This is a genomic window from Rheinheimera sp. SA_1, assembly GCF_001669775.1.
In the GTDB taxonomy this organism is placed as follows: domain Bacteria; phylum Pseudomonadota; class Gammaproteobacteria; order Enterobacterales; family Alteromonadaceae; genus Pararheinheimera.
Genome location: NZ_LXWK01000018.1, coordinates 329,702 through 345,172 on the forward strand (window position 1 = coordinate 329,702; position 15,471 = coordinate 345,172).

Sequence of the window (15,471 nt, forward strand, 5' to 3'; positions counted from 1 at the left end):
GGTTAATCTTCCCACTGTGGCAAATCGGTCATCATGTCGTGGTTGGCGGCGCCTGGCGGTACTAAGGGCCAAACGTTGTCGGTTTCATCAATGCGAACGTGCAATAAATACGGGCCGGGCCAGGTGAACATGGCGTCGAGCGCGTCGGCGACTTCGTCTTTGCGGCTGATGCTATGGCCCGGAATGGCAAAAGCGGCGGCCAAAGACACAAAATCCGGGTTGTCCGATAAATCGGTTTCGCTATAACGACCATTAAAAAACAGCTGCTGCCACTGTTTCACCATGCCAAGGCGCTGGTTGTCGATCACCACAATTTTCACCGGCAGGCGGAAGCGTTTGATGGTGGCCAGTTCCTGCACATTCATCATAAAAGAGCCATCACCGCTCACTACAATCGAAGTATCGTTCGGGCGGGAGATTTTCGCGCCAATCGCCGCTGGCAAACCAAAACCCATAGTCCCCAAACCACCGCTGCTTAAATGATTACGCGGCGTGTTAAAGCTCATATGCTGTGCCACCCACATCTGGTGCTGGCCAACGTCGCAGCTGACCACTGAATTGTCCGGCATCCGCTCGCTCAGTTGTTTCAGCAATAACGGTGCATAAATGCGCTCGCCCGGATGATCGTACCGCCAGCCGTGTTGCAGTTTCAGGTTCAGACAATATTGTTGCCAGTCGGCGCAGTTGGTCGCCACTGCCATTTGCGGCAGTAACGCTCGTAAATCGCCGAGCATGGCGCAGTCAGCGCGGCGTAATTTATTCAGTTCGGCCGGGTCGATATCGATGTGAATAACCTTGGCTTCAGGCGCGAATTTTTGCAGATTGCCGGTGACACGATCATCAAAACGCGCGCCTAAGCAAATTAATAAATCGGTTTGTTGCACCGCGATATTCGCCGCCTGGGTGCCGTGCATGCCCAACATACTCAAATAATAAGGGTTCGATTTATCCACCGAGCCCATGGCTTTTAAGGTGGTGACGCTTGGCATGCCGGTGGTTTGCAAGAAGTCGTTTAGTTCGGTTAACGCACCCGCCATATGCACGCCGCCGCCGATGTAGGCGATTGGTTTTTTCGCGCTGGCGATCAGCTCGCGTGCCAGTTGCAGTTGCTGCAATGGCATAGCGGCTTGGGAAGTTTCCACAGCGGCTAACGAGCGCGGCACCACATACTCAACCTGCGCCAGTTGCACATCTTTTGGAATATCAACCAACACCGGGCCAGGGCGACCGCTTTGCGCCAGTACAAAGGCCTGGCGTAAGGTATCGGCTAAATCATTGACGTTCTTCACTAAAAAGCTGTGTTTGGTCACCGTCAGCGACAGGCCCAATACATCCACTTCCTGAAACGCGTCTGTGCCTGCTACTGCTTGCGACACCTGACCGGTGATGGCAACTACCGGCACTGAATCCAGCAAGGCATCGGCCAGCGAGGTGATGAGGTTGGTAGCACCAGGGCCAGACGTCGCCATACAAACGCCGGTTTTGCCGGAAGCTCGGGCAAAGCCAATCGCCGAAAAGGCGCCGCCTTGTTCATGGCGACAGAGGTAATGTTTGACCGGGCTTTGATAGAGCGCGTCGTAAATCGGCATGATAGCGCCGCCAGGATAGCCAAAAATGCTCTCCACACCGTGCTCTGTCAGCAACTTGATCACTAATTCCGCGCCCGTCATACCCTTTTCCTTTTTCGCATTTGTTAACTGAGGGGTCAGAGTCAATTGTTAACAACGATGTTGTTAACAATTGACTCTGACCCCCATAAACGACAAAACCCCCGGACCTTTCGGTGCGGGGGTTTTGCTGGTATCTGGTTTCTTCGTCTATCTGAAACCCAAACGGCAGCCCCCGCGGCGACTAATAATCACCACGACGAGGACCACAATAATGTTCAGGTTGTTTACTAAATTCATTTTGGTATTAATAACTCTGTTGGTTATCTATTGAAACAAGGTGCCCAGCTGAGCTGGTGCGAATTGCTATTAGAAATAGCCGTCTGAAAGGCCTAAGTCAATCGTTTTTTTGCTTTTGCCTGAAAATAGCCGTTCAAATGGCTATTGGCGGCCGTTGCATGTTAAATAAACAACATTTCAGGGAAAGATGTAACCAGTTTCGGCAGGCGTTTCACGCTGGCAAGCCAGCCGACAATTGAGTAGACTCAGGCGACAGACACACTATTTTCGCTGCCGGAGCGCTGTCAGGCGTGGATCAACTTGAGCTGTTTGACTTACCCAACCCCTGCATTGGGGTCTGCCAAAGCAATAACCGCGGTTATTGCATTGGATGTCTGCGCTCGCGGGATGAACGATTTAACTGGCCATTAAAACCAGCGGCGGAACGCGCCAAAATTCTGAAACTGCTGGAACAACGCCGCGCCCGCCGTGATGCCGCCCGTCAGGCCGGTAAACCGGACGCAGGTTTGGAAGCCGATCAAACGCCTTTTACCCCGGATTTATTTGGTTAAATCCAGTGAGTTTCTTGGCTGGCGGCGGTGAATTAATTTAGCTGAAATGCCTGCCTGATAACTTCCAACGCAGAAATTTCGGCAACCAATTTGCCTAATATTGCCGCACTCTATACAGTTAGAGCAGCCTTTAAATGACTGGATCCCGCCATTGCCAGCAACTCCCCGCAACGAATCCAACCCGGCTACCAACTCGGTTGCCAATTCAGACTTGCAGCAGCAATTACTGCAAATACAACATCGCTTCGCCGATTCCATCTGGCGCAGTTTTATTATTATCATCCTGATTGGCGTACCGCTGTCGGTGTCGCGGTCCCTGATGAGCGGCTGGCTTCCCATTTACACTTTGCATCTGGCCTATGGTCTGTTGATCATTCTGATCGCCCTCAACACCAAACGTTTGTCATTGCAGATGAAATCCTCGTTGTTGCTGTTTACCTTCTGGTTGATTGGCGTGCCGGGGATTTTCACTTTTGGTATGGCATCGCCCGGCGTTTGGTGGCTGGTAGTCAGTTGCCTGGTTGCTCATGTGCTGTATTCCATCAAAGTTGCCATTGGATTAGCGCTGCTGACCCTGGTGACTTTAAGTCTGATTGCCTTTGGTTTTGTCAGTGGCCTGTTACAACTACAGGTCGATGCCAATTTGTATTTGCAGCAAGCATCGTCATGGGCGACCTATATCATTGTGAATTCAGTGATGTTTTATGTGGTGATCCGCGCGCTGCTTTCATACAACGAGGCCAGTAAAGTCACCACCAAACATCAGTTCCGGCAATGGATTGACGATTTACCTTTGGGCGTGTTGGTGCGCGATAAAAACGGCCAGCCGTATTACCAGAATCATGCTGCAACTTCGATGCTTGGTCCGTTGTTACATCCTGATGCCAGCGGTAATGACAAGGTGGTGATCAGCGGCACCGAGCTCCCTTATCCACCGCAGGATATGCCGGGCATGCGCGCACTTCGCGGTGAAACCTGCATTGTCGACGATATCGAAATCATTAAAGATGGCCAGCGCCGTCAACTGCAAGCCTGGGGCCGCCCCGGTTACAACGCTGAAGGTGAACTGGCTTATGGCATTGCTTCGTTTCAGGACATCACCGAACGCAAGCGGCTGGCGCTGTTAAAGGACCAATTTGTCTCTACCGTCAGCCACGAATTGCGGACACCGCTGACGTCAATCCGCGGGGCGCTGGGGTTAATTCTGGGCAATACCGTCGGTGAACCGCCAGCTAAAATGATGAATATGCTGCAAATTGCTAATCAAAATTCACAACGGTTATTGCGGATCGTCAATGACATTCTGGACTTACAAAAGATTGAAGCCAATCAGCTGGAATACCATTTTCAGCCGGTTGATTTGGCGCAGCTGCTGCACGATGCCGTGCAGGAACTTGCAAGTTATGCCGATGCCCATCAGGTCAATTTCCATGTCACCGTCACTGCGCCAGACACCACATTGTCGGCCGATCCTGACCGGATGATGCAGGTGCTGGCGAATTTAATGTCAAACGCCGCCAAGTTTTCGCCAGCCAACAGCAGTGTTTCATTGCATCTGGAGCAGACCAATCCGGATCAGCTGCGCCTGACCGTGACGGATCAGGGCCTGGGGATCCCAGATAGCTTTAAAACGAGGATTTTTCAGCCTTTTAGTCAGTCCGACGCCGCCGATAACCGCGCCCGTGGCGGCACCGGGCTTGGGCTAACCATCAGCAAAGCCATTGTCGAAAAACATGGTGGGCAGATCCGCTATGTCAGTGCTGCCGGTGAAGGCAGCAGCTTTATTATAGATTTACCAAGGCATCAGCAAAATGGGCACGAAACGCCGCATCTTTGAGAATGAAAGGTATAAGCTTGCGGCATCTCGCCATCTTTAATTGTGATAAATCCGCAGCTGCCATGGTGCGAGTGTGGTAGCAGCTGCCGGATCGGCCTGTTCAGCCCAAGCCAGTTGAAAGCTGCTGTCCGGTAACTGCCCGGCGGTTAACGTCAACGGCTCGGCCGACATATTCAGCACAAATACTGTGCTTTTGCCATTGAGTTGCCGGGTGATTTGCAGCAACTGACCTGAGGTGTCTGTTGTGGCTGTAAACTCGCCGGCCACACCGAGCTCCGGTCGTTGTTTTTTCAATTGGATCAGCATTTTATATAACGACCATAACGAGGTTTTTTGTTGCTGTTGTTCAGCAACGGTCAGACCACCTTTGAGTTGCGCCGCTAAAAACGGTGCCCACCAGTCGGTACCATGTTGTGGCGGGAATAAATCGGCCGACTCGACCCAGGATTTTGCCGCCGTGGTAAAGCCGGCTTGTGCGGTTTGATCCCATAACATCGGTGCGCGGCGTTGAATATGCTCGGCATCAGAGGCCTGGGTTAAGCCAATTTCTTCACCATAGTACAGATATGTACTGCCAGGGGATGCGAATAACATCGCCGCCGCCAGCTTGGCTTTTTGCTGATCACCTTGTAATTGCCAGCCAGTGCGCGGTTGATCGTGGTTGGTGATAAATGGACTGAAGTAACCCATCGGCACACCGGCGTCGATGCGCTGCTGGTAATTTTTTTGCAGTTCGTGCTGCGAAGCGCCAGTTTTTTCTTGCTCCGCAGCTGCATCTTGCATGGTGCCAAACTCAGCTTTCACCCCACCAGCACTTTGTAACAACGCCAGTACTTTATAACCAAAATCAAAATCAAAACCGGCATCCAGCGCTTTGCCTTCGCCATAATATTTGGCAGCGACCGGCAAATCAGCCCAGGCTTCACCAACCAGCATGGCGTTGGGTTGCACCGAGCGCACATAAGCACTGAAATCCTGCCAGTAAGCGATAGTTTCTGCGGTGTCAGCTTGCTGGCCCGGGCCGTTTTCAATGGCGTAACGCACCGCATCTAAGCGAAAACCAGCCACGCCTTTATCCAGCCAGAATTTGGCCATTTTTTTCATTTCCGCCACCACATCCGGGTGCGTCAGATTTAAATCGGGCTGCGATCCGCCAAAAGCGGCGTAATAATAAGCTTTGCGGGTTGGGTTAAAGTGCCAGACCATTTTCGGGTCCACTTTGCTGGCATCCCAGGCCGGACCCCAGCCGTCAGCGGGGATTTCGTCACGCCAGATAAAATAATCTTTATATGGCACTTCACCGGCGGCCGAGCGTTTAAACCAGTCGTGCTGGTCGGAGATATGGTTAATCACTAAGTCGAGGATAATTTGAATATTTTTCGCTTTGGCTTCCTGCACCAACCCTTCAAAATCGGCCATATTGCCGTAATCGGCTTCGACTTGATAAAACTCGGTGAAGTCGTAACCATGGTACGAAGGGGCTTCAAAGATCGGCGTTAACCATAAAGCATCCACACCAAGATCTTGTAAATACGGAATTTTTGCGCGGATACCATTAAAGTCGCCATGGCCGTCGGCATTAGAATCGGCAAAACTGCGCGGCCAGATTTGATAAAACACCGCGTCCTGCCACCAGGCTTTGCCGGGTTGAGTTTGTTGAACTGGATCAGCAGCCTTTGCTGTGGCCGTTTCAGCCGCTACCGCGGGTTCAGACGTGGCTGGTGTTGGTTTTTCAGCAGCGGGCTGACAAGCACCCAATAACAACGCTATTGAAAGCGCCAGTGGCTTATACACAAATTGCAGTTGCATCGTCTTGTCCCTGTTGTGATTATGCCCTTCATCCTTGAAGTTGTAGGGGCGTTGGCCGCCTTAACTCGCCCCAGTCACATAGACAGCTATGTTCCTGGGGGCTCGCTCAGTTGCCGCCTACCTCCAACATCAATGATTTTGGGCAGGTGCCAGCGCAGATGCAACTGGCTTTATTATCACCACAGCTTAGACCAATTAACCTCTACAACAACAGTGCTTGCATACGTTTGCAGTTATCCCCTTCATCCTTGAAGATGCAGGGTTGTTGCCTTCATTCGTTCGCCTACCTGCATCTCCAATGATTTTGGGTATAACAACAGTTTACTTAAAGCTGTAAATCCTATTGTAAAATTTGTTGTTAGCCCGTAAAAGCCGTCACTTTGATTTCAATTCGCCACGCCGGATTGGCTAAACGTGCTTCAACTGTCGCGCGGGCCGGTGCATGGCCTGGCGCAATCCAGCTGTCCCAGGCGATATTCATGCCGGTGTAATCGGCCATATCGGCCAGATAAATCACTGTGTCGACCACCGCGGTTTTATCGGTGCCACACTGTGCTAACAGCTGATCCAGCTGCGCCAGTACGTCTTTGGTCTGGGCCACAATATCGCCGCCAGTGTGTTCTGGCACCATACCGGCACAGAAAATAAAACCACCGGCGATCACCGCTTCTGAATATCGGTTACCCGGTAAAATTCGTTTTATCGTCATGCTGTTGTTAGTCAAAGTAAGGCTCCAAAAAAACGCCGCGCATTGGCGCGGCAAATAGTGGTTGGGAGCTTAACTGTTTTCAAACAAACTGGCTATTCGGTCTGACCTGCTGAGTTTTTCAGCGGATTTTTGATGCCTTCTTTAGTGATATCAATTAAATCGTAAGCGGTCATTTGTGGCACTGCGGTCTGAATTTGACGCTCCAGCGCATCGAGCTGCTGTAAATTGTGGCAAATCGCTTTACCACGTTGTTCCAGCGCATCACCACGGCTTTCCATTTCCATTTCGATTTCATTGCCGAAGGTTTCCATTTTCTTGCCGAACTTTTCCATCCGTTGCTCGAAATTGCCTTCGCCCTGCATCATTGCCTGGCCCATCGTCATCATTACGGCGCCGGTCAGTTGGGCAATCGATTGATCCATCGCTTGCTCAAACTCAGCCGCTAACTTGCCGTCGGCCTGATTAATATTGCTGCCGTTAATCCGGATTTCGTCGCCATTGGCAATGACCAGGTGGTCAATTTTGATTTTCAGACCACTCAGCGCCTGATCAACGGAGCTTTTTAACTGGTTGTTGTCGACTCCAAAACCGGCAACCACTTTACCAACCGCATCAGAGGCCAGTTGCATGGCGTCTCCCACTAACAACAAGGTTTCTTTACTTTGTTGGCGCAGGCCAGACTGATATTGCTGTAAAGCTGCGGTGGTTTTGGCGTCGGTGCTGACTTTTTTATTGTCGAGCCACAACTGACCATCGGCATTAATGCGCCACAACTGCTTTTCCGAACGTTCTAAATGCACGCTGGTTGGGGCAATCACTAAATCATCTTTAAACTGGAGGGAGCAATTGTCAGCAGCTGCGGCTGACAGGGTCAAGGAGGATAACAGGGCAGTAGCGATAAGCGTTTTCATGTTTGAATTCCTTTTATGGTTGATAAGCTGGCAACGCAAAGCTTGTGCCATTGCTTTAAATCTTTGTTTTTAAATAACATTAACCATGTGAACCCTTTATGAACACTGGCTAATGTAGTGGCAAATGCTAAATAGTAGTCAGAATCGCCTGTTTTTGCTGCGTCCGTTGCAGCGGATCAGCCCAAATCACCACTATGTCAGACTGAGCCATCCATATAACAAATTTGCATAAGCCGGAAAGAACGATTCTTTCAGATTTATCCATATAGACGGCTAAAATGCAGGCAATTGATTAGAAATAGGTGTTGTTATGCTTCTGGCTTCACTGACTGCACAAGCGAGCCCGCTGAGTGCGCAGCAAGTTAAAGATTTACAGGCGCTGGTCAGCCAGCTGAATCCAATCCAGCAAGCCTGGGTCAGTGGTTATCTGGCGGCTGCCGCCCAATTTGCCGGCCAACAGGCGGGAACCGTTGCGGCAACCCAAGTGGCTGAAGCTTCTACCCTTACTATTTTGTATGCTTCGCAAACCGGCAATGCCAAAGCCGTCGCCAATAAAATCAAAGCGGCCGCTGAAAGCAAAGGTTTTGCCGTAGCGCTTGCTGATATCGCCAGTTACAAAACCACTGCGCTGGTCAAAGAAAAATTCCTGATCATCGTCGCATCGACTTATGGTGAAGGTGAACCGCCGGAATCGGCCGTCAGTTTCCATAAATTCTTATTTGGCAAAAAGGCACCACAATTGCCGCAACTGCAGTATGCAGTGCTGGGTTTGGGCGATAGCTCTTATGAATATTTCTGCCAGACCGCCGTTGATTTTGACACCAAACTGGCCACTTTAGGCGCCAAACGTTTACACCAGACCGCATTACTGGATGTCGATTACGACGCACAAGCCAGCGAGTGGCAACAACAAGCGCTGACCCAGTTCGAGCCGTTGTTAAAAGCTGCCAATTCAGCCCCTTCAGCGCAAGTGATTGCCTGGCCAGGTGCAACTGATGGCCATCATAGTTTGTACAACAAACAAAATCCGTTGCTGGCCGAGTTATCCGCCAATCAGAAAATCACCGGCCGCGATTCGACCAAAGATGTGCGCCATATCGAAATTTCACTGGCTGATTCTGGCCTGACTTATCAGCCGGGTGATGCACTTGGCGTGTATTTCCACAACGATCCGGCTTTGGTTACCGCCATACTGGCCGCAACCGGCATTGCTGCCGACAGCAAAGTACAGTTTGATGGTGCTGAGCATACAGTGCAGCAACTGCTGACTGAGCAGCTTGAACTGACCCAGTCCTACCCGTCTTTTGTTGAAAAATATGCAGCCGCTACTGCTAATGCTGCATTGCAACAACTGGCCGCTGACAAAACCGCGTTACGCGAATTTTTAGCCCAACATCAAACCGCCGATGTGGTGTTGCAATATCCGGGTTCGTTAAGTGCGCAGCAGTTGGTCGACAGCCTACGCAAACAGCAACCACGGTTGTATTCGATTGCTTCGAGCCAGGCGGAAGTGGGTGAAGAAGTCCATTTAACTGTGGGTGTGGTGCGGTTTGATAACTTTGGTCAAACCCATTTAGGCGGCGCTTCCGGCTTTTTGGCCGAGCGGTTAGCTGAAGGCCAGCAGGTGAAAGTATTTGTTGAGCACAATGATAATTTCCGCCTGCCAAACCACGACACCCCGGTAATTATGATTGGCCCAGGCACCGGTATTGCGCCGTTCCGGGCTTTCCTGCAAGAGCGTGATAACGCGGGTGCCACTGGTCAAAACTGGTTGTTCTTCGGTAACCCGCATTTCACCCAGGACTTTTTATATCAGGTGGAATTACAGGATTATTTAAAACGCGGTGTGCTGAGCAAACTTGATGTAGCTTTTAGCCGCGATCAAGCACAAAAAGTCTATGTGCAGGATAAACTGTTAAACAAAGGCGCTGAAGTCTGGTCCTGGTTAGAGCAAGGCGCGCATATTTATATCTGTGGTGATGGCAGCAAAATGGCCAAAGACGTACATCAAGCATTGCTGCAAATTGCGCAAACTCATGGCGGTCTGAGCGATGAAGCTGCCAGCGATTATTTCGAACAACTGCGTGAATCTAAACGTTATCAGAAGGATGTGTATTAATGACAACGCCCCAGCAGCCAACACAGCTCCCAACTCAGCACTCAATTAACCCTGAGCTGCAAGTGCAGGGTGCGCTGTCTGATAACGAACGGTTAAAAGCCGACAGCCATCATTTACGCGGCACTATTACCACCGACTTAAAAGACGAAATTACCGGCGGTTTCACCGGCGATAACTTCTTATTGGTGCGTTTTCACGGCATGTATCAGCAGGACGACCGCGATATCCGCGCCGAACGCGCCGAGCAAAAACTAGAACCGTTGCACAATGTGATGTTACGGGCGCGGATGCCAGGCGGCATCATTACTCCAACGCAGTGGCTGGCGATCGATAAATTCGCCACTGAAAAAACCATGTACGGCAGTATCCGTTTAACTACCCGGCAGACTTTCCAGTTCCACGGCGTGTTTAAACCAAACATTAAGCCAATGCATCAGATGCTCAACAGCATCGGCATTGATTCGATTGCTACAGCCGGCGATGTGAACCGCAACGTGCTTTGTACCTCAAACCCGGTGGAGTCGGTGTTGCACCAGCAAGCCTATCAATGGGCGGTGAAAATCTCTGAACATCTGCTGCCAAAAACCCGCGCTTATGCCGAGATTTGGCTGGATGAAGAAAAGGTTGAAACAACTGAGACTGAGCCGGTACTGGGCGATACCTATCTGCCACGTAAGTTTAAAACCACAGTGGTCATTCCGCCGCACAACGACATTGACGTGCATGCCAACGACTTAAATTTTGTCGCTATTGCCGAAAATGGCCAGCTAATCGGCTTTAACGTGCTGGTCGGCGGTGGCCTTGCCATGACCCACGGCGACAAAGGTACTTACCCACGCCGCGCTGAAGACTTTGGCTTTATCGGCCTCGAACATGTGCTGAAAGTCGCCGAACATGTGGTGACTGTGCAGCGTGATTATGGTGACAGAGTTAACCGCAAAAACGCCAAAACCAAATACACCATCGACCGCATCGGCGTCGACACCTTTAAACAGGAAGTGGAAGCCCGTGTTGGCGTGAAGTTTCAGCCAAGCCGCCCTTATGAATTTACCCATCGCGGCGACCGTTTTGGTTGGGTCGAAGGCATTGACGGCAAACACCATTTAACGCTGTTTATCGAAAACGGCCGTTTGCTGAATTATCCGGGCAAACCTTTAAAGACCGGTGTATCGGAAATTGCCAAAATTCACCAAGGCGATTTCCGGATGACGGCCAATCAGAACCTGATTATCGCCGGAGTTGCTGCGGCAGATAAAGCGCAGATTGAAGCCATTGCCCGCGCTCATGGCTTAATTGAAGACTCTGTGACCGAACAACGTAAAAACTCAATGGCCTGCGTGTCGCTGCCGACTTGTCCTTTGGCGATGGCGGAAGCTGAGCGTTATTTACCGACTTTAGTGACGCATGTGGAAGGCATTTTGGCCAAACACGGCGTAGCGGATGACCACATTATTCTGCGTGTCGTCGGCTGCCCGAACGGTTGTGGTCGCGCCATGCTAGCGGAAGCTGGTTTAGTCGGCCGTGGTCCTGGCAAATACAACCTGTATTTAGGTGGCAATACTGCCGGTACCCGTATTCCAAAACTGTATTTAGATAACGTCGCCGAAGCGGAAATTCTGGCCGCGCTGGATGGCCTGATTGGCCGTTGGTCGGTTGAGCGTCAAAGCGGCGAATGTTTTGGTGATTTTGTGATTCGGGTGGGTGTAGTGGCTGAAGTGAAAGTTAGCAAAACTGATTTTCATGCCTGAGATCCAGGCCTGGTTTTCATGCCTGCTTTTGATCCCTAAAGAAGGGCCGGAGTTTTAACACAATGAGTTATCAGCAGTTATTACAACTGGAGCCTGCCGCACAACAGCAGGCGCTACTGGAACTGAACCAATTGCTTGCGCCGTTAACCGCGCAGCAGCGTATTGAATTTGCGCTGAAAGAACTGCCTGGCAACCATATGCTCAGTTCCAGCTTTGGTATTCAGGCGGCGGTGATGTTACATCTTTGCACCAGCGTCCAAGCCGATCTGCCAGTAGTTTTAACTGACACCGGTTATTTATTTCCAGAAACTTATCGCTTTATTGATGAGCTGACCGCCAAGCTGCAGCTGAATCTCAAAGTCTATCGCAGTGAATTAAGCCCAGCCTGGCAGGAAGCCCGTTTTGGCCAGCTCTGGACCAGCGCCGAAGGCCTGAAACAATACAACCAGCTGAATAAAGTTGAGCCGATGGTACGGGCGCAGCATGAACTTTCAGTGCAAAGCTGGTTCAGCGGTTTACGCCGCAGCCAAAGCGCCAGCCGTGCCGATACGCCAATTGTCAGCGTACAACGCGATGTAGTGAAGTTCTGCCCTATTGTCGAATGGAGCAACAAAGACATTCACTATTACCTGCAAGACAATAACTTACCTTATCACCCATTATGGGAGCAGGGTTATGTCTCAGTCGGCGACACCCACTCCAGCCGACCGCTGGAATTTGGCATGACCGAAGAAGAAACCCGCTTTAACGGCATGGGCCGCGAGTGTGGTTTGCATGTGGATGGCGAGGGGATTTAATAGAGTTTCCTACCTTTTAAGCCTCAGTTTATTATCAAACATCTCTTAGATCAGTTGCGGCATACTCTGTATGCCGCACATTCAAATTGTTGCTAAAAGCGTTATCAACTAACAAAATCACTACCTTGTGCGGGGGTGTTTCTGGTTTTGAAATTCTTAGACGCCTAAAAGGCACAGCGTATATAGTGTAGAAATATCGATACCGCTCAACGACCTATATAGGCTTCAAGGATGACAGAACTCACGATGATACGCACTGTTGTTAACTGTTGTGCTGATGCGCTGTCTTGGATTAGCGATCTAATCACTGAACGTCAGGCGGAATTGCAGGTTGATGCGACTGTTCAACTGGTTAAAAAGCGTATTTCAAGTTACGAAATAACGTGAACTAAAGCCACACTGATGGCGATGAGCTTTGTATCTAAATGGGTCTGTTCAAGGAAATTCAACACTAAGCTTTCGCTTTTGAAATGCCTGACAGACCCAACAGGCTCCTCATTGTCGCTAGTCGTGGATCCAGAAACTGAACCCATCGAACTTATCTGAAGTCCACCAAACTTTCCCTCCATAACGGAAATTAGTCGCCCCAGCATTGCTCTGCACCGGTACAGTCACAACCTCACCTTTTCTCGTGGCCTGGTGATCGTCGATTTCTGGAACTACTAGGCAAATATGTCCGGGAGCGTTTTTATCCTTACGTCGCGCCGAAATAATACAAACTGCGCCAGCATTGGCTTGTCTCTGAACTTCGGTCAAATCAAAACTACGCTGCCAGCCAAATTGGCTGCCATATGATGCAAACCAATTAAAAAGGCTATTTGCATTTAACTCCTGAACTGTCTCATCGTATTTCGCAGTGACTTGTTGGCCTGCCTGCAACTGCAGTAATGCTTTACTGGTCCACCAAACTCTCGGAATATAGACATTTGCTAAATAACAAAAGTCATATGCATAAATGTTGCAATATGTGGTGCTACCTTTGGGCAGATATCTGGGGCTTTTTTCGACCGCCAACCAATTCACAATCTGATGCAATTGTTTCACTTTATCAGTTGATGTCGTTGCAGTCCGTTTTGGCTGACCAGCTTCATTGAGTGGAAAAGCACGGCTTCCAGCATCCCGGCCGACAGGTTTTGTGGTCGCGAGGTGCACTGCAGAAATTGAGTTTGAAGCCACCGGCGCTACAAACTTATTTGCAGGCTCTAAATATTGACTATGGACAAAACCTTCCAGTTTTTGACCATCCAATACAGTACTGACTTTCCACCAGTCGGCGGTTGTTGAGTTTTCAATTTTATCAACAGCGTGCCCGTAATGTAGCATCGCTAGTTTTGTTGATGGGGCTACGACCGGTTTTGATCTTAAGTGAAGCGAAGTTGCGGTTACGCGAAAGGACTCCATGACATCTCCTTGTGTTCATTGGTGCCACGAACGACTATTGTGACTAGAAGTGGTTGATTCCGCCCAAATGGGCTAAATGAGCCTAGTCGAATATGGTCAATATTTCCGCCGACAATGTGTGATTGCGAATGGTTGAGCCGATTGCCCCATTTCCATCAGAAATAACTCAATTGCGTTAAATTTTTGCAAAATAACAAAACTTTTTTCAAACGTGCTTCGACCAAGCCAGCAGATCACTAACCCATCTGCTTTGGAAAAAAGATATGTTTGCCAAAAATTTATTGAGATCGACCCTGCTATTCAGTATGGCTGTGCTGCCATTGACCAGCGCCGCCAGCAGTCCCGCTGTGCAGGTGAAGGTGAAACCCAGCAGCCAAGCGGCTGAAACCACTGAAAAATTCACCCCAACCCAGCTCAAAGCAGATTTACAAAGCCTGCGTGATTTTATCGACGCCACCCATCCTGACATCAGTCATTCGGCCTCGCCGCAGCAGCTGGCACAAGCCTTTGCCAGCATTGAAAACAGCCTGACCAAACCGATGACCACCAACGAATTCTGGCATCAGACCGCTAAGCTGAATCCGCTGTTTAATGACGCGCATTGGTCGGTGAATCTGCCGGAAGCGGATGCCGATATGCAGCAACTGATCAAAAAAACCGGCGGCGTGTTTCCGCTGGAAGTGCATATGCGGCCAGATGGCGAACTGACTGTGCTGGCGCTGGCTGGTGGCGGCGAGACGCCATGGCGCGGTGCCACCATCGAGAGTATTAATGGCGTGCTGGCACCGGTGCTTAGCCGTCAGTTGTTAGCACTGCGCCATGGCGATACACCGCTAAACCGGGCCAATTTGCTCGGGCCGTCTTTTCAGCTGTATTACGCCAGTCTTTTTGGTTCGCCTGCTGAATTCAGCTTGCAGTTAAAACTAAACGACAAAATCAGTGAAGTAAAACTACCAGCCAGCAAGCAGGCTGCTGTCATTGGCAAAACCAGCGAAAATTTCCTCGATAATTTCAGTTACCGCGCGATCAACGCCAATACCGCTTATCTGAAACTCGGTACCTTCTATTGGCCGGATGAACAACAGATTGGCACTTTTACCAAAGAAGCTTTTACTCAAATCCAACAATCCGGCGCGAACACGCTGATTATTGATGTGCGGGAAAACCGGGGTGGTAACGATTCGGCCTGGATTGACCATCTGATGCCTTATTTGGCAGACCAGCCATTTCGGGTGGGCTCGCACAGCAAAAAGAAAGTGATCGCCAGCCGCGCCAGTGCCACTGAACCTGCAGGTCTGGTGATCGAAAGCGAATTTAAAACCTGGTATCAACCGCAATTGAAAAATCCGCTGCGTTTTCAGGGCAAAGTGGTGGTGTTGACCGGACGGCGCACTTACTCTTCAGCAGTGCAATTTAGCAACGTGATGCAGGATTTTGGTTTTGCCGCACTGGTCGGTGAAGGCAGTTATGCCCGTTCACGCAGCACCGGCGGCATTCAATTTTTTACATTGCCACACAGTAAATTAGACATCATTGTGCCAAGATTTTGGGCGGCAAGGCCACAAGGCGGATTTACCGAACAACTGCTAACGCCTGACTGGTTGATGCCGGATGATGTAACAGCCCCCGAAGCGCTGGTGCAGGCTGTTACTGCCCGGTTGCAGCCTCAGTCGCAGTGAGGT

11 protein-coding genes are annotated in these 15,471 nt (G+C 50.2%); 6 read left to right on the forward strand and 5 right to left on the reverse strand.

Annotation, left to right across the window (positions count from 1 at the left end; genetic code table 11):
- Positions 1-2 precede the first annotated feature (2 nt).
- The gene (gene ilvG, locus A5320_RS19175; protein WP_068068932.1) at positions 3-1,670 is read right to left on the reverse strand and encodes an acetolactate synthase 2 catalytic subunit; all 1,668 of its coding nucleotides are present in this window, start codon (positions 1,668-1,670) and stop codon (positions 3-5) included.
- Between the two features lie 527 nt (positions 1,671-2,197).
- On the opposite strand from ilvG, the gene A5320_RS19180 reads away from it, so the two are divergent.
- Together A5320_RS19180 and A5320_RS19185 are read left to right on the forward strand one after the other, a co-directional pair.
- Positions 2,198-2,458, forward strand: coding sequence for a DUF1289 domain-containing protein (locus A5320_RS19180; RefSeq protein WP_068068935.1), 261 nt, complete (start codon positions 2,198-2,200; stop codon positions 2,456-2,458).
- A 151-nt stretch (positions 2,459-2,609) separates the two neighbouring features.
- Entirely contained in the window at positions 2,610-4,295 is a 1,686-nt protein-coding gene (locus A5320_RS19185) for an ATP-binding protein (RefSeq protein WP_157606098.1), read from the forward strand.
- A 36-nt stretch (positions 4,296-4,331) separates the two neighbouring features.
- Here the strand turns inward: A5320_RS19185 and A5320_RS19190 are convergent, their stop codons facing one another.
- The 3 genes from A5320_RS19190 to A5320_RS19200 form a co-directional block, all read right to left on the reverse strand.
- Positions 4,332-6,104, reverse strand: a complete 1,773-nt coding sequence (locus A5320_RS19190; RefSeq protein ID WP_068068941.1) for an alpha-amylase family glycosyl hydrolase — start codon at positions 6,102-6,104, stop codon at positions 4,332-4,334.
- Positions 6,105-6,462: 358 nt separating this feature from the next.
- The gene (locus tag A5320_RS19195) at positions 6,463-6,828 is read right to left on the reverse strand and encodes a RidA family protein (protein WP_231916786.1); all 366 of its coding nucleotides are present in this window, start codon (positions 6,826-6,828) and stop codon (positions 6,463-6,465) included.
- A 77-nt stretch (positions 6,829-6,905) separates the two neighbouring features.
- Entirely contained in the window at positions 6,906-7,724 is an 819-nt protein-coding gene (locus tag A5320_RS19200) for a DUF2884 family protein (RefSeq protein ID WP_068068947.1), read from the reverse strand.
- Positions 7,725-8,034: 310 nt separating this feature from the next.
- On the opposite strand from A5320_RS19200, the gene A5320_RS19205 reads away from it, so the two are divergent.
- From A5320_RS19205 to A5320_RS19215, 3 genes are all read left to right on the forward strand, one after another.
- The gene (locus A5320_RS19205) at positions 8,035-9,843 is read left to right on the forward strand and encodes an assimilatory sulfite reductase (NADPH) flavoprotein subunit (RefSeq protein ID WP_068068949.1); all 1,809 of its coding nucleotides are present in this window, start codon (positions 8,035-8,037) and stop codon (positions 9,841-9,843) included.
- The gene (cysI, locus tag A5320_RS19210; RefSeq protein WP_197490198.1) at positions 9,843-11,591 is read left to right on the forward strand and encodes an assimilatory sulfite reductase (NADPH) hemoprotein subunit; all 1,749 of its coding nucleotides are present in this window, start codon (positions 9,843-9,845) and stop codon (positions 11,589-11,591) included. The genes A5320_RS19205 and cysI overlap by 1 nt, the downstream gene beginning before the upstream one ends.
- A gap of 62 nt (positions 11,592-11,653) precedes the next feature.
- On the forward strand, positions 11,654-12,388 hold the full coding sequence (locus A5320_RS19215) for a phosphoadenylyl-sulfate reductase (RefSeq protein ID WP_068068953.1): 735 nt from the start codon (positions 11,654-11,656) through the stop codon (positions 12,386-12,388).
- Positions 12,389-12,892: 504 nt separating this feature from the next.
- On the opposite strand, the gene A5320_RS19220 is transcribed toward A5320_RS19215, so the two are convergent.
- Entirely contained in the window at positions 12,893-13,789 is an 897-nt protein-coding gene (locus tag A5320_RS19220) for an SH3 domain-containing protein (RefSeq protein WP_082971908.1), read from the reverse strand.
- Positions 13,790-14,052: 263 nt separating this feature from the next.
- Between A5320_RS19220 and A5320_RS19225 the strand changes: the two genes are divergently transcribed.
- A complete protein-coding gene (locus tag A5320_RS19225) occupies positions 14,053-15,468 on the forward strand; it encodes a S41 family peptidase (RefSeq protein ID WP_068068959.1) in 1,416 nt (471 codons plus the stop codon).
- The last annotated feature ends 3 nt before the right edge of the window (positions 15,469-15,471 follow it).